The 18815-nt window shown below is 62.3% G+C and carries 14 protein-coding genes; 10 read left to right on the top strand and 4 right to left on the bottom strand.

Features of this window, described 5'->3' with window-relative positions; genetic code table 11:
- Positions 1 to 16: 16 nt before the first annotated feature.
- Positions 17 to 2200, bottom strand: a complete 2184-nt coding sequence (fadB, locus tag L1071_RS15565; RefSeq protein WP_246976823.1) for a fatty acid oxidation complex subunit alpha FadB — start codon at positions 2198 to 2200, stop codon at positions 17 to 19.
- 341 nt (positions 2201 to 2541) lie between these two features.
- Here fadB and L1071_RS15560 point away from each other — a divergent pair, with 341 nt between their 5' ends.
- Both L1071_RS15560 and slyA read left to right on the top strand, forming a co-directional pair.
- Entirely contained in the window at positions 2542 to 3672 is a 1131-nt protein-coding gene (locus L1071_RS15560; protein WP_246976819.1) for a DUF5924 family protein, read from the top strand.
- Positions 3673 to 3752: 80 nt separating this feature from the next.
- Positions 3753 to 4199 carry a transcriptional regulator SlyA gene (slyA, locus tag L1071_RS15555; RefSeq protein WP_246976816.1) on the top strand — a complete coding sequence of 149 codons (447 nt, stop codon included), beginning with the start codon at positions 3753 to 3755 and terminating at the stop codon, positions 4197 to 4199.
- A gap of 81 nt (positions 4200 to 4280) precedes the next feature.
- Here slyA and L1071_RS15550 read toward each other — a convergent pair whose 3' ends face one another.
- A complete protein-coding gene (locus tag L1071_RS15550) occupies positions 4281 to 4778 on the bottom strand; it encodes a preprotein translocase subunit YajC (protein ID WP_246976813.1) in 498 nt (165 codons plus the stop codon).
- A 96-nt stretch (positions 4779 to 4874) separates the two neighbouring features.
- On the opposite strand from L1071_RS15550, the gene L1071_RS15545 reads away from it, so the two are divergent.
- On the top strand, positions 4875 to 5330 hold the full coding sequence (locus tag L1071_RS15545; protein WP_246976810.1) for a universal stress protein: 456 nt from the start codon (positions 4875 to 4877) through the stop codon (positions 5328 to 5330).
- A 47-nt stretch (positions 5331 to 5377) separates the two neighbouring features.
- Here L1071_RS15545 and L1071_RS15540 read toward each other — a convergent pair whose 3' ends face one another.
- Entirely contained in the window at positions 5378 to 7327 is a 1950-nt protein-coding gene (locus L1071_RS15540) for an ATP-binding cassette domain-containing protein (RefSeq protein ID WP_246976807.1), read from the bottom strand.
- 120 nt (positions 7328 to 7447) lie between these two features.
- Between L1071_RS15540 and L1071_RS15535 the strand changes: the two genes are divergently transcribed.
- Both L1071_RS15535 and L1071_RS15530 read left to right on the top strand, forming a co-directional pair.
- Positions 7448 to 8296: a TatD family hydrolase gene (locus L1071_RS15535; protein ID WP_246976804.1), complete on the top strand. Its 849-nt coding sequence runs from the start codon at positions 7448 to 7450 to the stop codon at positions 8294 to 8296.
- Between the two features lies 1 nt (position 8297).
- Complete coding sequence (locus tag L1071_RS15530; protein WP_246976801.1) at positions 8298 to 8774, top strand: hypothetical protein; 477 nt, start codon at positions 8298 to 8300, stop codon at positions 8772 to 8774.
- A 26-nt stretch (positions 8775 to 8800) separates the two neighbouring features.
- Here the strand turns inward: L1071_RS15530 and L1071_RS15525 are convergent, their stop codons facing one another.
- Complete coding sequence (locus tag L1071_RS15525) at positions 8801 to 9346, bottom strand: elongation factor P hydroxylase (RefSeq protein ID WP_246976798.1); 546 nt, start codon at positions 9344 to 9346, stop codon at positions 8801 to 8803.
- Positions 9347 to 9536: 190 nt separating this feature from the next.
- Between L1071_RS15525 and L1071_RS15520 the strand changes: the two genes are divergently transcribed.
- The 5 genes from L1071_RS15520 (at position 9537) to L1071_RS15500 (ending at position 18783) form a co-directional block, all read left to right on the top strand.
- On the top strand, positions 9537 to 10952 hold the full coding sequence (locus tag L1071_RS15520) for an MATE family efflux transporter (protein WP_378110142.1): 1416 nt from the start codon (positions 9537 to 9539) through the stop codon (positions 10950 to 10952).
- Positions 10953 to 11104: 152 nt separating this feature from the next.
- Positions 11105 to 12139 carry an efflux RND transporter periplasmic adaptor subunit gene (locus tag L1071_RS15515; protein WP_246976792.1) on the top strand — a complete coding sequence of 345 codons (1035 nt, stop codon included), beginning with the start codon at positions 11105 to 11107 and terminating at the stop codon, positions 12137 to 12139.
- Positions 12140 to 12148: 9 nt separating this feature from the next.
- Positions 12149 to 15292, top strand: a complete 3144-nt coding sequence (locus L1071_RS15510) for an efflux RND transporter permease subunit (RefSeq protein WP_246976789.1) — start codon at positions 12149 to 12151, stop codon at positions 15290 to 15292.
- Positions 15293 to 15491: 199 nt separating this feature from the next.
- Complete coding sequence (locus tag L1071_RS15505) at positions 15492 to 17405, top strand: sensor histidine kinase (RefSeq protein WP_246976786.1); 1914 nt, start codon at positions 15492 to 15494, stop codon at positions 17403 to 17405.
- On the top strand, positions 17398 to 18783 hold the full coding sequence (locus L1071_RS15500; RefSeq protein ID WP_246976783.1) for a sigma-54-dependent transcriptional regulator: 1386 nt from the start codon (positions 17398 to 17400) through the stop codon (positions 18781 to 18783). The genes L1071_RS15505 and L1071_RS15500 overlap by 8 nt, the downstream gene beginning before the upstream one ends.
- Positions 18784 to 18815: the final 32 nt, after the last annotated feature.

Raw genomic sequence — 18815 nt, 5'->3', positions numbered from 1 at the left:
CTCGTTGCGTGGTGGCTCATTGATCGGATTCGGACGTGTCGGGATAGAAACGCTCGCCCTTGGCGGCCATGTCACGCAGCCGCTGGGTGGGGCGATAAAGCGGCCCGAGTTCCTCGGCCAGCGCCTCGGCTTGAGCGACGAACGTATCAACCCCCAGTGCGTCGATGTAACGCAGCGCTCCACCCCGGAACGGCGGAAAACCGATGCCGTAGATCAATGCCATATCCGCTTCGGCCGGCGTCGCCACGATGCCGTCTTCCAGGCAGCGCACGGCTTCCATGCACAGCGGCACCATCATGCGCGCGACGATATCGTCGTCGTTGAACTTGCGACGCGTATCGACGGATTTCTCGACCAAGGCATGAGCCTGCTCGTCGGAGACCTTCTTGGGTTTGCCCTTCTTGTCTTCCTCGTAGCGATAGAACCCCTTGCCGTTCTTCTGGCCCAGGCGATCCTCGTCGTACATGCGTTGAATCGCCGTCTTGCCGCCGTTCTTGGCTTCCTGCGCCATGCGGTCCGGGAAGCCTTCCGCCATGACCTGCTGGGCATGCACGGCGGTGTCCATGCCCACCACGTCCAGAAGATACGCGGGTCCCATCGGCCAGCCGAACTTCTCCATGACCTTGTCGACGTGCTCGAAGTCGGCGCCCTGCTCGACCAGCAGGCTGAAGCCACCGAAATAGGGGAACAGCACACGGTTGACCAGAAAGCCCGGGCAGTCGTTGACCACGACCGGCGTCTTGCCCATCTGACGGGCATACGCCACGGTCGCCGCCACGGCGGTGTCACTGGTTTTCTCGCCACGGATGACCTCGACCAGCGGCATGCGATGCACCGGGTTGAAGAAGTGCATGCCGCAGAAGTTTTCGGGGCGCTTGAGCGTCGCGGCGAGGCGGTCGATGGAGATCGTCGAGGTGTTGGAGGTCAGCGTGGCGTTGTCGTCGAGCAGCCCCTCGACCTCGGCCAGCACGGCCTCCTTGACCTTGGGGTTCTCGACCACGGCCTCGACCACCAGATCGACATCGGCGAAGTCCCCATAGGAGAGCGTGGGGCGAATGTTGGACAGCGCTTCGGCGACCTGATCGCTACTCAGACGGCCGCGCTCGAGCTGCTTGCCAAGCAGTTTGCGCGCTTCCTGCAGGCCCAGTTGCAGCGCCTCTTCCTTGATGTCTTTCATCAGGATCGGCGTGCCCTTGTAGGCGCTCTGATAGGCGATACCGCCGCCCATGATGCCCGCGCCCAGCACCGCCGTCTTGTTCACGGCAGCAGCCTGGGTGGCGTACTGCTTGCCCTTTTTCTTGACCAGTTGATCGCTCAGGAACAAGCCGACCAGATGATAGCAGACGTCGGTCTTGGCCAGCTTGGCAAACGCCTTGGCTTCGATGGCCTGCGCACGTTCGCGGTCTTCACCGGCGCCCTTCTGGATGACCTTGATCGCCTCGATGGGCGCCGGATAATGCGGTCCTGCCTTGCCCGCCACGTAGCCCTTGGCGGTCTCGAAGACCATCATCTGTTCGATGGCGTTGAGCATCAGCGGGGACTGCTTGACGCTGCGGCGCGCCTGGTGGTCGAGCTCGCCGGCATTGGCGCGGGCGAGGATATCCAGGGCGGCGACTTCCAGGGCGTCCCCCGCGACGACGGCATCCACCGCGCCGACCTTCAAGGCGGCATCGGCACGGTTTTCCGTCCCGCCAGAGATCCACTCGATGGCGTTGTCGGCGCCGATCAAACGCGGCAGACGCACGCAACCGCCCCAACCCGGCACGATCCCCAGTTTGGTCTCGGGCAGGCCCAGCTTGGCGCTGTCGCTCATCACCCGGAAATCGCACGCCAGGGTAATCTCGCAGCCGCCGCCGAGTGCCAGACCGTTGATCGCCGCCACGCTGGGAAACGGCAAATCTTCCAGCGTGTTGAAGATACCGTGCACGCGCGTGTTCATGTCGACCAGGAAGTCTTCATCACGCTGGAACATGCCATGGAACTCGGTGATATCCGCGCCAACGATGAAGGCGTCCTTGGCGCTGGTGATGACCAGGCCTTTGACATTCGTGGCCTCGCCGAGCGCCGCCAGGGCCGCTTCGAACTCTTCGATCATCTTGCTCGAGAGCGTGTTGACGGACTCGCCTTGCGCATCGAAGGTCAACGTGGCGATGCCGTCATCGCGCTGCACCACCGTGATGGCGTTACCTTGATAAATCATTCAGGGCTCTCCCTGCTGTTGGCCTGGACCTTACGATTCACGAAGGAGACAGGCGCCGGGCTCGGGCGTGGCGCTGTTCCTCGCACACTTTCATACAGTCGTTTGAATGCAGATCAGCTTGCGCCAGCCAAGCGGTGGCGTCAAGTCTCCCCCCATTAGCAGATAGTCGCGAACAGATAGTCGCGTTGAAACACGCTCTATCGAGACACATACCGATGAGACAACTCCCGGAGGCGTTGGACTCCTGATAGGATAGGCGCCTTTGCGGTCCTCCAACCATCGCGTCTCTGTGTTACGCGCTGCCTCTTACTACTTGCTGCATCGGAACTTCCATACACCTCATGTCCTTACCCACTAGCGCGACACTGATCGCTCGTATCACGCCGCTCGTCGAACGTCTCAAGCGCTATGCCTGGCTGTGGCCGCCCACGGCTTTCGTCATCGGTTTACTGGGGTTTTTCCTGGTCAACCGCCAGCAATGGCTCGGCGCCGTGCTGGCCTTGGGGCTGCTGGTCGCCTGGTGCCTGCTGTTGGCCGAAAGTTTGCTGACACGGTTGCTCAAATTTCGTGGGCAGCCCGGCCTGCCACGCATGGTGACGACCTTCATCGCGCAGCTCATCCACCAGGAGACGCTGTTCTTCGTATTGCCGTTTTTTCTTGCCACCACGGTGTGGGCGAGCGGCCAGGCCGTCTTCACGTTGCTGCTGATCGGTTGCGGCTTGCTGGCGATTCTCGATCCCCTTTATTTCGGCCTCGCGCAACGCCATCGCTGGCTGTATTTCATGTTCCACGCAATGTGCGTGTTCGTGGTGGTGCTGGTGACGTTGCCGGTCATGCTGCAACTGACCACCGGTCAAAGCCTGATACTGGCGATCATCGCCATGGCCATCTTCAGCGTGCCCAGTCTGATCAACCTGATGCAGCCTCAAGGACTCTGGCGATGGCTGGCGATGATCGGACTGATCGCGGTGTTGGCCTCGGCGGCCTGGATGGGGCGGGTATGGATTCCTCCGGCTACGCTGTGGCTATCCGGAAGCGCCCTCTCGCCGGGGTTCGATGTCGGGGACCGCGAGCCGCGCGGCGAAAGCGTGCTGACCCCATCGACACTCTCGGGGCAAGGCTTGTACGCTTACACCGCGATTCGCGCGCCACGCGGCCTACGCGAGAAGATCTATCACGTGTGGCGGCACGATGGCGAGGTGGTCGATCGTATACCGCTGGTCATCCGCGGGGGACGCGAACAGGGCTACCGCGCCTGGACGCACAAGCAGAACTTCCCCACGGGATCGCAGGGACGTTGGCAGGTCGACGTGATGACGGCCACCGACCAGCGGATCGGCACACTGCGTTTCCGTGTCGACGAAGACGCCTCAAAGGCCACGCATGCCGATGGCGACATCCATTCACCCCCGGGTTTGCCTGGCTGGAACATCCGTCACTTGGTTGCCGGTTCGGCCCAGGACGATGAATGAAAGGTCGACGATAGTGTGACTTGCAATAGCACGTCACACTCGGGACAATCCCGTTAGGTTCCTAACCAAATACAAGGCCCATGCATCAGGATATCGGACTCAAACTGTCACGCGTACCACGCCTGTGGCGCGCCATCCTCGACGAACGCCTGGCTCCCCTGGAGCTGACGCAGACGCGTTGGGTAACGCTCTACCACCTGTCGAAAATGGGTGATGGTCAGCCGCAATGCGATCTGGCCCGCTCGATCGGCGTGGAAGCTCCGTCCTTGGTCAGGACGCTCGACCAACTCACCGAGCAAGGGCTCATCGAGCGCCGCCCGAGTGACGAGGATCGCCGCACCAAGCGTGTCTATCTCACCGACAAGGCGACGCCTCTGCTCAAGAAGATCGAGACCGTCGTCGAGCAGGCGCGTGTCGAAATGATCGAAGGGCTGAGCGATGCGGACGTCGATCAGCTGGACGCCATTTTGACGCGCATCGAGCAGAACGGACAGCGGCTGCTGTCACGCTCACCTTGCGAGGAGTGAGCGAGCGCTGTGAATCGCCATGAGCATCGCGTGAGCCATCACGCGGTGCTCATGTGTGACGCTGCTCATTTGCAACGATGCTTATTTGCGATGGCGGCCACTTCCACCCAACTGGTCGACGAGAGCGACCAGTGCGCGCAGTGATGGCTCGAACGCCTTAGCCTCGCGGGATTCCTCCCACCATAGCGTCAAGCCTTGCGGTCCCGACGCCACCACCAGCGCGTCTTCGGGCAAGGTGAGCAGCACCTCTTTCAAGCGGCGGTCATTGTCATCGCTCAACGGCGGCAGTGGCGCCTGACGCCAACGCCATCCCGCCATGGCTTCTTGCAAACGATCACTGGCATGGCCGTCGCGCACCAGCGTAAAGTCACTCCCCGGCGCGGCTTGCGGATAACGCCAGCGATACCCTATCAGACCATCCACCTGCAACGGTGGCTTGTCGGCACGTATTGCCGCGCCCGATTCACGCGCCGCCACCCGCAGCGCATCGCGGCGTTTTTCATGAAGCCCCGGCCTGAGCCACAAGGCTGGCGAGAGAACGAGAAACACCGCCAACCCCAAGAATAGAAAGATCTCCAAGCCTGCCTCCGTAGGCGCTGATTGATCTGAAGCATTGTCTCGTCGATTCGGCGAGCCTAAAGTGGAAGCGTTCATCGACAAGGTGGGAGATGCCCCATGAGTAACGAATACACGCACGTCTTAGTCGCCGTCGATCTGACCAAGGACTCCTATAAAGTCCTCGAGCGCGCGATTCCCATCGCCGAACGTAACCATGCCAAGCTGTCGATCATGCATACCCTCGAGCCACTGGGCTTCGCCTATGGCGGCGATATTCCCATGGACTTGACCAGCATTCAGGACCAGCTCGACGACCATGCCAAGCAGCGGCTCGCGGAAATCGCCGATCCCCACGGGGTGTCGTCGGAAAATCAACACGTCTTAGTGGGCATGCCGGATACCGAGATCCACCGCTTCTCCGCAGAGCATGATGTCGACCTGATCGTCGTAGGCTCGCACGGGCGCCACGGATTCGCCTTGCTGCTCGGCTCGACGTCCACTGGCGTTTTGCATGGTGCACGCTGCGACGTGCTGGCGGTTCGCGTCGGTCAGGATGGCGACGTCGAGGAATAACCTTCGCCGCGTCGGGGCACGGCGGTCATCGCCCTGCCCCGTCGTCCTTATTCGCCTTCGGCCATCGCTTCCAGTTCCATCCAGCGCGACATCGCCGCATCCAGCTCGGCTTGCTTCGCTTCCAGCGCGTCCAGGCGTTGAGTGACGGTCTCAGCGTCCTGCTGGTAGAACTCAGGGGCCCCCACTTCGGCCTCGAAGTCGGCGATGTCGGCTTCCAGCGTCTCGATGGTCGCCGGCAACTGATCCAGCTCGCGCTGCACTTTGTAGGAAAGCTTGACCCGCTTGGATGTAGCCGACGCCGCAGCGTCCTGGGGCTTGGCGGTATCCGGGCTGGCAGGCGCGGGCGTCGCAGGCTCGGCCTCGCGGGCCGGCAGCACGTTCGCCGCAGTGCCGAACTCGCCCGGTGCCGGGGGCAGCTTGCCGCCCTGACGCACCCAGTCGCTATACCCGCCGACATACTCCTGAACGCGCCCCTCGCCCTCGAAGGCCAGCACGCTGGTCACCACGTTGTCCATGAAGGCACGGTCGTGCGAGACCAGCAGCAGGGTGCCGTCGAAATCCAGCAGCAACTCCTCGAGCAGCTCAAGAGTCTCGACGTCCAGGTCGTTGGTCGGTTCGTCGAGCACCAGGACGTTGGCCGGCTGGGTGAACAGCTTGGCCAGCAATAAGCGGTTGGATTCCCCGCCCGAGAGCGCCTTGACCGGCTGACGCACACGGTCCGGCGAGAACAGGAAGTCTTGCAGGTAGCTCATGACATGCCTGTCCTTGCCTCCCACTTCCACGCGATCGCTGCCCTGGGCCACGTTGTCGTAGACCGTCTTCTCGAGTTCGAGCCCGGCGCGCAGCTGATCGAAGTAAGCCACGCTGAGGTTGGTCCCCATCCGCACCTTCCCTTCGGTAGGCTCGAGCTCTCCCAGCAGGATCTTCAGCAGCGTGGTCTTGCCGGCGCCGTTACGGCCGATGAAACCGATACGGTCACCGCGCTGAATCTCCAGCGACAGGTCGCGCACCACCCAGTCGTCGCCGAAACGCTGGCTGACATCGGAGAGTTCGACGACGCGTTTACCGGTGCGCTCACCGCTGTCGACGCTGAGCTGCGCACGGCCCACGCGCTCACGGCGCTCGGCACGCTCACCACGCATCTTCTCGAGCGCGCGCACGCGGCCTTCGTTGCGCGTGCGGCGTGCCTTGATGCCCTGACGGATCCAGCTCTCCTCCCTGGCGAGCTTCTTGTCGAATTCGGCGCGCTCGCGCGCTTCGACTTCAAGCTCGTGCTGCTTTTGCTCCTGGTACGTCGTGTAGTTACCGGAATAACGCCCCAGCAAGCCCCGGTCGAGCTCGAGGATATTGGTCGCCAGCCGCGACAGGAAAGCCCTGTCGTGGGTGATGAACAGCACCGAGCCATTGAAGGCGAGCAACTGTTCTTCCAGCCAGCCGATGGTATCCAGATCGAGATGGTTGGTGGGCTCGTCGAGCAATAGCACATCGGGATCCGCCACCAGGGCACGCGCCAGCGCCACACGCCGCCGCCAGCCCCCGGAGAGGCTTGCCATCTCGGTGTCTTCCGGCAGCCCCAGACGCGAGAGAATGGTGTCGATACGCTGGTGAAACGACCAGCCATCCACCGATTCGAGCTGGGTCTGCAAGCGTGACAACTCATCCATGTCGGGCGAATCGCTCATCACCAGATGGTGATAAGCGCTCAGCAAGGCGCCCGCCTCGGGAAGGCCCTGGGCGACCACATCGAAAATGGTGTTACCGCTGGCATCCGGCAGTTCCTGCGCCAGCACGCCCACCTTCAATCCGGGCGCACGCCAGATGTGCCCTCCATCGGGCAACGTCTCACCGGAAATCAACTTGAGCAGCGTCGATTTGCCCGTGCCATTGCGCCCCACCAGCGCCAGGCGCTCCCCTTTTTCCAGCGTCAGCTCGGCATTATCCAGTAGAACCTGGGTGCCGTAAGCCAATTGCAACTGTTCCAGACGTAACAGCGTCACGCGTCACCACCTCGTTGACAGACATTCGTAGTAAAGACACTAGTGTAACGCATGGTCGCCTCCTAGGTCCGGGGGTAGAATGGTGGGTTTTCGCGACTCATTGGGCTGGAGTGATATCCCGTGACACAAGACGACGCCAACCCGCTACCTGACGCGCTGCGCCTGACGTCGCCCGCGCCCTTGGTCGACATCGGCGCGAACCTGACGCACGAAAGCTTCGCCAAGGATCTCGACGCCGTACTCGAACGTGCTCACGCGGCCCAGGTGGCGACCTTGATTCTCACCGGCACCGACATGGCGCACAGTGAGCAAGCCGTCGCTCTGGCGCATCGCCACGACGGCCTCTACGCCACGGCTGGGCTGCACCCGCATATGGCCAGCCACTGGGACGCCTCGATGGAAACCGCCATGCGCGCGCTGCACGCCGATCCCAAGGTCGTCGCCGTGGGCGAATGCGGGCTGGATTTCAACCGCAACTTTTCCACCCCCGCCGAGCAGGAACGCGCCTTGGAAGCCCAGCTCGGCCTGGCGGCCGATAGCGACCTGCCGCTGTTCCTGCATGAGCGTGACGCCGGCCCGCGGATGCGCGAGATCCTGCATCACTGGCGCGATGAGATCGGCGCTGTCGTGGTTCATTGCTTTACCGCCGATCGCGAGACCCTGCATGGCTACCTGGATCTCGATGTGCATATCGGCCTGACGGGCTGGCTGTGCGATGAGCGTCGCGGCCACCATCTGCGCGAGATCGTCGGCGACATTCCCGCCGAGCGTTTGATGGTCGAAACCGACTGCCCGTACTTGTTGCCGCGCAATCTGCCGGCCAAGCTCAAGGGACGCCGCCACGAACCGGCACTGCTGCCGTGGATCGTCCGCGAGATCGCCCATTGGCGCGGTGAAAGCGAGGCGACGCTGGCTGGGGCGACGACGGCCACGGCACGCCGGTTCTTCCAACTCGACGAGGAGCAATAACATGGACTTTCCCGGTTTCATTACCATCGAAACCGGCGACGAGGACGCGCTTCCCGTCGCCATTTCCTGGGCCCTGCCCGATGGACAGATCAAGCACGCGCTCATTCAGCCCGACGACGACTGGCTCGACGAGGACCTCCTCAAGCTTGGCGATTACAGCCTGGACGAGCTGCGCAGCCTGGGCCTCAGCCCCCTGGACGTATTGCGTGAGCTGGAAGGCGATCACTTCAACGTCACGCTCTATACGGCAGGCATTGGCGATGACGAGGCGGCGCTGTCACGCCTATTCGACGACTTCGCGGTGACGCCTTTCGTTGAACTGGCCCCGGCGGAAACGCTTTACCCCGATCTCGATCCCGGCGAGTGGGCACGCGCCCGAGGCGAACTGTTCGGCGATTTAGGACTTGAGCCCATGCGCGCCGACCACGAAGTGCAAGTCATGCTGTATCTGCACCAGCGCCTGCGCGGCGAAGAATAACGCCGGTGGCGATAACGGTAACGACGCTACCGATTCAGGCACGCCCGGCCCTCGGCGATTGCCGCCTCGCGCGAAAGCCCGCGACGGTAGAAGGCATGTAGTGCCTCGCGGAATGCCGCGGCTCGGAGAGGCAGGCCGATCTCGCGATAACGCGCCGCGCGGGCGGCAACGCGCTCGGCGAAGGCATGCCGATCGATCTCGATGCCGCCCAAGTTATCGACACTGACGTTAAACCGCAGATCGCAAGCCTCGCTGAATAGCGATTCAAGCGCCTGCGGGGCGATCTCGACGCTTTCGAACTCGCGTTGCCGTGCCTCGTCGCGACCGTCCGGCGCGTACCAGTAGCCATAGTCCTCGAGCTGACGGCGGCGCTCCCCGGCGATGCACCAATGGCTGACTTCATGCAGCGCGCTGGCGAAGAAACCATGCGCGAAGATGATCCGGTGCATGGCGTGCTCACCATCGGCGGGACAGTACAGCGGCTCGTCGTCACCACTGACCAGACAGGTTCTATATGGCGCGGCAAAGATGCCGTCGAACACGGCGATGACATCGTCGATACGGTGAATCACGCGGCCTCCTTCGAAAGCGGAGGCACATTATAGGCACTCTGCCAGACGATGAAAGGCATTCTCGGGCCGCTCGATGCAAGGCATCTCCGGCGCACCCTTGCTAGAATGCCGCTTTTGCCTATCCGGGAGGATCGGTTTGATCGCGCCACAGGCCTTGTTCGCCCACAGCCTTCGTGAATCGCGCCTCTTGATGCGCCTGACGTTGCCGATCTGCGGCGCACAATTGGCGCAGTCGGGCATGAGCGCGGTCGATATCATCATGGCGGGACGCGCCAGCGCGACCGACCTGGCCGCCGTCTCGGTCGGCTCCAGCCTGTGGCTGCCGCTGATGCTCTTCATGACCGGCGCTCTGATGGGGCTCACGCCCATCGTGGCGCAGCTATTGGGGGGTCAACGCCAGGCGGCGATTCGTCCTTACGTCCACCAGGCGCTGTGGATCGCGTTGTTGCTGGGCGTCCTGTCGGCGTTGCTGCTGTGGTTCGGCGTGCGCCCGGTTTTCCGGCTCATGGGCGTCCCCAGCCACGTGGCCGAGCTGTCCGCCGGGTATCTCGCCGCCGTGGCATTCGGCATGCCGGGCGTCGGTCTTTATCAAGCCTTGCGCGCCTTCTCCGATGGCATGAATCATACCCGCCCCGCCTTGTGGATCAGCCTCCTGGGGTTGGGTTTCAACATCCCTTGCAACTATGCGTTGATCTACGGTGGCCCGGGTATCGTCTCACTATTGGGCGATCTCACCCCGGGCTGGGTCGCCACATTGCCCGCCTTGGGCGCCGTGGGCTGCGGTATCGCCACGGCGATCTCCATGTGGGTGATGTGCCTGGCGATGATGGTCTATACGCAGCGTGCCCGTGCCTACGGCAGCGTCACCTTGTGGCACTCGCCGGTGCCGCCTCGTCGACGCGACATCCTCGAGCTATTGCACGTCGGCGTGCCCATCGGCGTGGCGATCTTCGTCGAGGTCACGCTATTCACCCTGATTGCCTTGTTCGTCGCGCGCCTAGGGGAAGTCGTCGTCGCCGCCCACCAGATCGCGCTCAACTACACCTCGATCCTGTTCATGCTGCCGTTGTCGCTGAGCATGGCGCTGACGGTGCGAGTCGGTCATACCCTGGGAACAGGGCAGCCGCAAGAAGCGCGTTTCGTGGCCTGGAACGGCATCGCCGTGTCCCTGCTCGTGGCACTTCTAAACGATGCGCTCCTGTGGGCGACGGCCGGCCCGATCCTGTCGCTTTACACCTCCAATGACGAGGTCCACGCACTGGCCATGTCGCTGGTGACCTTGGCGATGCTCTATCAGATTTCCGACTCGCTGCAGGCCAATCTCGCCGGGGCGCTACGCGGCTACAAGGATACCCGCGTCATCATGCTGATCACGCTGTTGTCTTACTGGCTGATCGGGCTGGCAGGCGGCCATTGGCTCGGACGCGGCTGGGAGGGCCATTTCGCGCCCTTCGGCATCCACGGCTATTGGCTGGGGCTGTGTGCCGGGCTGACGGTGGCTGCTCTATTGCTGGGCTGGCGCTTGCATCACCGTGCTCGGCGTAGCCTCTTGCGTGCCCTGGACGCACCGGCCGAAGCCGGGACCGCGACTGCTGCAAAAGACTAAGCGCTGCAGGGCGCCTTCAAGTACAGATAACGTTGATCTCACCAACGCCAGCGGACCGTTCCATTATGGCATGCTGGGGTGTTTATTGAGCTGAATGGTGAGCTATCTTGCGACGATTCCGATCTATCGGCCGCACGTTCAAGGCATGCGCAGTGGCACTGACTTTGCTGGTGATCACAGCGGGCGCCGCTTCCGCTCAGGAAACGCGGGTGGAAACCCAGCGCGTCGAGGCAACCCCGCGTATAGAGATGCTTCGCTTGAACGGCAGTGTGAGTGCCCCACGTACGTCGCAGATCTCCAGCGCCGAGTCGGGCCTGGTAAGTACGCTGAACGTCGACCTGGGTTCACGCGTCCGTCAGGGTGAACGCTTATTGACCCTGGATAGTCGAGAAGCTGAGCTTGAGCGCCAACGAACCCAAGCCAATATCGATCAGGCCCGCGCCGAACGCGACGACGCCAGACGATTGCTTAACGAAGCCAACCAGTTGGCAGAGCAGGAGCACATCGCGGCCAGCGAGCAACGCCAGCGGCAAAATGCCTTGGCAGCGGCTGAAGCCGCCCTGGCGGCGCAACGAGCCGAACAGGCACTTTGGGAGCTACGCGTGTCACGTCACGAGGTGACCGCTCCGTTTGATGCGCTGATCACCCAGCGCGACACCCAACTCGGCGAATGGGTCACCCCTGGCGATACCTTGATGACGCTGGTCGATATCGACGCATTGGCGATTGATTTCTCAGTGCCCTTCTCTGCCTACGCGCGAATGGATGACGCCACCCTCGAGGTACGCCAGAAGGGCGATGACCAGTGGTATACCGCCCAACCCCAGGCGCAGGTTCCCCAAGACACCAGTAGCCGTCAATTCCTGCTGCGCGCCGCCCCCAGCGAGGCGCGTACCCTGTTGCCGGGCATGGCCATTGAGGGGCGTCTGCGAATTGTGGGAGAAACCGGCCCCAGCGTTCCCCGCGATGCGTTGATCCGCCGCCCGGATGGCAGCGTCAGCGTTTGGCTTGCCCGCCAGCAAGACGACGAATGGCGCGCCGTCGAGCAGCGCGTCGACATCGGCAGCGGCTTCGAGGGCAATGTTGCTGTCCATGAGGGTATCGCGGTAGGCGACCGGGTGATCGTGGTGGGTAATGAACGCCTCGAACAGGATCAGACACTGACCCTGAACGACGACAAGGAGTAACGCCCACACATGTTTGCCGCCATTATTCGCCACGGCATTTTGGTCAGCGTGGTCACGCTGATTCTGCTGATTGTGGGCATCGCCGCCATCTGGCGGATTCCCGTCCAGATGATTCCCGACCTGGAAACCCGGGTGATTGGCGTCGAGACCCAGTGGGCCGGCGCCAACCCGCAGGACATCGAAAAAGATATCCTCATCGAGCAGGAAGAATACCTTCGTAACGTGCCCAACCTGCAGCGCATGGAGTCCACCGCCAGCAGTGGCAGCGCGGAAATCGAGCTGGAATTTCCCTTCGGCGTCGACCTCACCGAAACCCTGATCCGGGTCAACAACGCCCTCAGCCAGGTACCCTCCTACCCCAACAACGTCGACCAGCCGCGTATTGTCGCCAACTCGTTTTCGGCCAACGCCTTCATGTATTTCAACGTCGGCCCGAGCGAGGGCAACCCTCGCCAGCTCGATATGCCGGCCATGCGCGATTATCTGGAAGATAACGTGCGCCCGCGCATGGAAAGCGTGACTGGGGTGTCGGAAGTCAGCGTGTCCGGCGGCGCCGAACGGCAGATGCAATTGCTGCTCAACCCGGACGCCCTCGCCGCCCGCGATCTGAGCATCAGCGATATTCAAACCGCCCTGGAAGACCGCAACCAGGACGTGTCGGGTGGCAATCTGGAAAGCGATAAGCGTCGTTATTTGCTGCGCACCGTGGGGCGCTTTGAGGACGTGCAAAGCCTGGAAGAGCTGATCCTCCGGCGCCAGGGTGACGAGATCGTGCGCCTCGGTGATGTCGCCGAGGTACAACAGTCCTACGCCGAGCTCACGTCGCGGTCGTACAACGCCGCTGGCGAGCCGATACTCAGCGTTCAGGTCCGCCGCGAACCGGGGGCCAACGTCATCGACATCAAACGTGCGATGACCGAAGAAGTCGAGGCATTGAACGACGGCCTGCTCGCCGAACAAGGCATGCAGATGACCCTGTCGAATGACGACGTGCGCTATGTGGAATCATCGATTGCCAATGTCTGGGTCAACCTCGGGCTGGGGGCGCTATTCGCCACGCTGGTGATGTATGCCTTTTTACGTTCAGCGCGCGCCACCGTCGCCGGTGTTATCGGCATTCCCATCTGTACCATTGCCGCGTTTCTCGGGCTAATGCTGGCCGGGCGCACCCTGAACGTGATTTCTCTGGCGGGGGTCGCCTTTGCCATCGGCATGACCATCGACAACACCATCGTGGTGCTCGAAAGCATCGAAACCCAGCGCCGCCGTGGATTGGCACGCTTCCAGGCGGCACTTGAGGGCGTCAAGCAGGTGTGGTCGGCGGTGCTGGCCTCAACGTTGACGACGATTCTGGTGTTTGTGCCGATTTTCTTCATCGAGCAGGAGGCCGGGCAGCTCTACTCCGATATCGCCGTGGCGATCTCCACTTCGATACTGATCTCGATGATCGTCGCGATTACCGTGATCCCCACCCTCGGCGCGCATATTGATTTTCGCGGGCGCGATAATGGCAATACCCGCCGCCCGCGCTGGATGAGCGCCTGCCTATGGGTGGTCGACGGCATGATCCAAAGTACCGGGCGACGCCTGGCTGCCATCGTACTCGGCGTTGTCGGCGGCGTGGCGATCTTTATCTGGCTGACACCGCCCGCGGAGTACTTACCCGAGGGTGAAGAACCCAAGACCTTTGCCAGCATGAATGCCCCTGCCAGCTACAACCTCGCCACCATGGACGAGATCGCGCAAACCCTGCAGCGTGAACTCGAACCTCATGTGGGCGCCGACCCGGCAGCCTTTGAGCGCGGCGATACCGACGTTCCGCCGATCCGCACCATGGGGATTGAGGCTGAAGCCCAGAGCTTGCGCATCATTGCCGCAACCATCGATCCCAATCATATCGAAGCGCTGATGGACGCGCTTACCGAGCGCTACGAGGCTTATCCGGACATGCGTGCCTTTGCCGCTCGCGGCTCGATCATTTCCAGCAACGACGGCGGCACACGCAGTATCACGCTGGATATTGCCGGCAATGATCTGGAAACGCTGTACGCCACGGCCAACCGCATCTACGAGCGTGCGGAAGCGACCTTCGATAACCCGCGCATTCAGTCGCGCCCCTCTGCGCTCGACCTTGGCCAGCCGCTGATCGAGATCTATCCCGACTGGGCGCGCGCCGCCGAGCTAGGCTTCGACACCGATGCCCTGGGCACGGCCATCGCGGTGCTGACCAACGGCGCGTATCTGGATGATTTCTATCTCGACGATGAAAAAATCGACCTCTACGGCTATGGCCCGAACGCAGGCGATATCGAGCTTGATGAATTGGCTAGCCTGCCGCTTCACACCCCGGCCGGATTCAACGTGCCGCTCAGTGACGTGGCCGATATCGAAGAAACCGTCGGCACCGCCACCATTCGCCGGGTCGACGGTCGGCGCAGCGTGACTCTGGACGTCATTCCACCGCGCAGCGTGGCGCTTGAAGCGGGGATTGAACGGATGCAGCGCGAGGTGATCGAGCCAATGCGCGACTCAGGGGAGCTACCCGGCGATATTGATGTGACAGTGACAGGCGCGGGGGATCAGCTGGACGCTACTCGCCAGGCGCTAACCGGCAATGGCTTGATCGCACTGGCGATTGTATATCTGTTGCTGGTGGCGATTTTCAGCCACTGGGGCTACCCGCTGCTGATTCTGGCGACCATTCCTCTCGGCGCGGCCGGTGGCATCGTCGGGCTATGGCTGATGAATACCGTCGGCGCGGTACTGCCACGTTTTGGCCTGAACGCCATCAGCCAGCCGTTCGACATGATCACTATGCTGGGCTTTTTGATACTCATGGGCACCGTGGTCAACAATCCGATTCTGGTGGTCCACCAGGCCCGCGAGAACCTCCGCGAAAGGTCAATGAGCGTACGCGATGCGGTCTTCAATGCAGTGGAAAGCCGCTTGCGACCCATTGCGATGACCACGCTCACCACCCTGTGCGGGCTCTCGCCGCTGGTGTTTTTACCCGGCGAAGGCACCGAGCTTTACCGCGGCGTCGGTGCCATTGTGCTGTTCGGGCTGCTGGGTACGGCCATCGTCACCGTGACCTTCCTGCCCGCGCTGACCGTGGCGGTGCTCAACTGGCGGACGAAACGGCAACCGGGTTAAAAATTGCCGCTTGAGGGCTTCGCCGAGTGGTGGGTAGGGTAAACATGAAACCGGCGGCCACTGGCTCGGATGCGGCCAGGGCCACGACTAAAGATTAAGCGCTGTCGCTTAACTTTAAGCAAGTCGCCGCTCATCATGGGAACGTGGCCATGTGGCCCCACGATACGCCACGTCATTCGCCACGAGTCAGCACGTTCCCATGCCCTTTCTGCGCCGCTTTTCAGTCCCGCTACGTCCGCGCACACTCTTGCTGCTGGGCGTCATCGTCGGCTTGATCCTCTGCATGTGGCAAACGTCGCGCCTGGCACGCGAGCAGGCGCTTCAGGCGTTACGTCAAGATGCCGAGAACGAGCTGCGTCTGTCGGCGGCGAGTCTCGTCGGCCATTTGTCGCGACACGATTATCTCCCCGAACTGCTGGCCTCGCGCGAAATGGTCAAGCGTTTCCTGAACGCTCCCGACGCTCAAGACCCGATGCCGTTGAACCGCATGCTGGACCGTTTTCGAGCCACGGCCAATGTGTCGGACATCTACTTGCTCGATCAGGCAGGCGACACCCTCGTGGCGAGCAACTGGCATCGTCCCGATACGTTCATCGGTCAGAATTACCGCTTTCGTCCTTACTATCAGGAAGCCATGGCCGGCAAGAATGGCAGCTTCTTTGGCCTGGGCACCCAGTCCCAGGATCGTGGTTACTATTTCTCGGCGTCGGTGTGGCTCGACGAGACCGCCGTCGATGCACGTCCCGATGGCGTCATGGTGCTCAAGGTCTTGCTCGATACGGTGGAAACCGGCTGGGCCGGACAGGATGCCGAGCTACTGGTCACCGATCATGACGGCGTCATCTTCATGGCCAGCCATCCCGAACTGCGCTTGACGACCCTGGCGCCGCTGACGACCGCCCAGCGCCAGGCCGTAACCGCCTCCCGACGTTACGGAAACGCCGCGCTACAGTACTCGGGACTGCACGAACATCATCGCCGAGATACACGTACGCGCCTCGTGGGGTTCGACTCGGGCCCGCTCGCCGGCCAACGCTACCTGAGTTTGACCCAACCCATGGCCAATTTCGACTGGCATATTCATATCCTCAAACCCCTGACACCGGTGCATCAGGCACAGTGGCTGGCCGCCGTACTGGCCGGCGGGCTCTATGGACTCATCGCGCTGGGGCTCGGTATCGGCTGGCAGCGTCTGCGCCTGCGGCGCGAGCGGGAGCGTTTCGCCGAACGCGAACGCCAGACCCTCGCCCAGGCACGCGACGAGCTCGAACGCCACGTGGAAAGCCGAACCCGTGACCTGGTCGCTACCAACCGCCAGCTATCGGCGGAAATCGAGGAGCGTCGACGTGCCGAGGACAGCCTGCGCGACACCCGTGACGAGCTGGTGCAAGCTGCCAAGCTCGCCGTTCTAGGGCAATTGGCCGCCGGCATCAACCACGAACTCAATCAGCCCTTGGCGGCGATTCGCGCCTATACCGAGAACGCGCGCGCCTTCATCGCACGCCAGCGTATCGAGACCGCCGACGCCAATCTGGCACAAGTCCTCGAGCTCACCGATCGCATGGCCGATATCAGCGCCCAACTGCGTCAATTCTCGCGCAAGAGCGGCGATAATCTCACGGCGGTGGCCGTCACACCTTGTTTCGAATACGCGCTACGCCTGTTCCAGTCACGCATTCAGGAAAGCCAGACCACGGTCAGGCAGCATTGGCCCTCGCTGGAAGCCTGGGTACGCGCCGACCCAGTGCGTCTCGAGCAGGTGCTGGTGAATCTCATCGGCAATGCCCTGCAGGCGATGAGCGAAACGCACGCGCCATGCCTGACGCTCACCATCGTCCCCGAGGCCACCTGCGTCCATCTGGATGTCGTCGATAACGGTCCAGGGATTGCCGAGGCGGATTTGACACGCATTTTCGAACCGTTCTATACCACCAATTCCATGGGAAGCGGACTGGGGCTGGGGCTTTCGATCTCGCGTCGCATTATCGAAGATCTCGGTGGCCGCCTTGACGCCGGCAACCATTCGGATGGCGGCGCCCATTTCCGTATCACTTTGCCGTGTATCGCGGACCCTGACGATCCCGTGCGCGCCGAGGAAAGCTCTCATGCATGAAACATCCGCCATTCCCGTCATGCTCGTCGACGACGAGGCCCACCTGCGCATCACCGCCAGTCAGACCTTGGAACTGGCGGGCTATGCGCCGGAGGTGCATGAAAGTGCGGAGTCCGCGCTCGCGGCATTGAGCACTGATTTTCCCGGCGTATTGGTCAGCGACATCCGCATGCCGGGCATGGATGGCATGGCCTTATTGCGCGAGATCCGCCACCGCGACCCCGACTTGCCGGTGGTGTTGATCACCGGCCACGGGGATATTTCCACCGCCGTGGAGGCCATGCGCGACGGCGCCTGGGACTTCCTGGAGAAGCCCTTCGCCGGGGAGCGCCTGGTGGAAGTCGTCCGGCGTGGTATCGAGAAGCGTCGACTGAGCCTGGAGAACCGTCATCTCAAGGCGGAGCTCGAGGCCCAGCAATCGGTTCCCGGGCCACGCCTGGTAGGACGCGCCCCCGCCATTCAGCAACTCGCCTCGATGGTACAGCGCATCAGTCAGGTCGAAACCGATGTATTGCTCTATGGCGAGACGGGTACGGGCAAGGATCTGGTCGCGCGCGCGATTCATGAGCGTAGCTCGCGCGGCGGCAAGCCCTTTGTCGCCATCAATTGCGGGGCCGTGCCGGAAAGCACCATCGAATCCGAATTGTTCGGGCATGAAAAAGGCGCTTTCACCGGCGCCGTGGAACGTCGCGTGGGCAAATTCGAGCATGCCAACGGTGGCACCGTGTTTCTCGATGAGATCGAGTCGATGCCGTTGTCGCTGCAGGTCAAGCTGCTGCGTGTGCTTCAGGAGCGTGCCGTGGAACGGCTCGGGTCGAATGACCTGGTGACACTCGATATACGTGTGATCGCCGCGACCAAGACGGATCTCAAGCTCGCCGCCGAGGCGGGGCGATTTCGCGAGGATCTGTATTACCGACTCAATGTCGTGACTTTGCCGATTCCCTCGCTACGCGAGCGTCGCGAGGATATTCCTTTGCTTTTTCAGCACTTCGTTGCCGTCTCCGCCAGCCGCAGCGGGCTGGAAGCGCCGCCGCTCGACAGCCAGGGGATTTCCGCTCTGCTGGCCCACGATTGGCCGGGCAATGTCCGCGAGCTACGCAATGTCGCCGAGCGCTACGTGTTGCTGGGGGCGACCTGTGATTATAGCCTCGAGACGCTACTTCAAGGCGCGCATAAAGATAACGGCGACCTGCCGCTTGCCCAGCAGGTCGAAGTCTTCGAAAAGAGCGTGATCAACCAGGCGCTGGTGCGCTACCAGGGGTGCGTCGCCGATATATGCGACCGCCTGGGGGTGCCTCGCAAGACGCTTTACGACAAGCTGAAAAAACACGGCTTGAAGGCCGAGGATTATCGCCACATCGTCGAGGCAGAGTAGTTGTGCGGAAATCCGCACAAGGTTTCGGTCAC

The sequence above is a fragment of the Chromohalobacter sarecensis genome, assembly GCF_023061135.1.
GTDB lineage: Bacteria > Pseudomonadota > Gammaproteobacteria > Pseudomonadales > Halomonadaceae > Chromohalobacter > Chromohalobacter sarecensis.
This window is presented reverse-complemented; position numbering and strand designations above follow the sequence as displayed.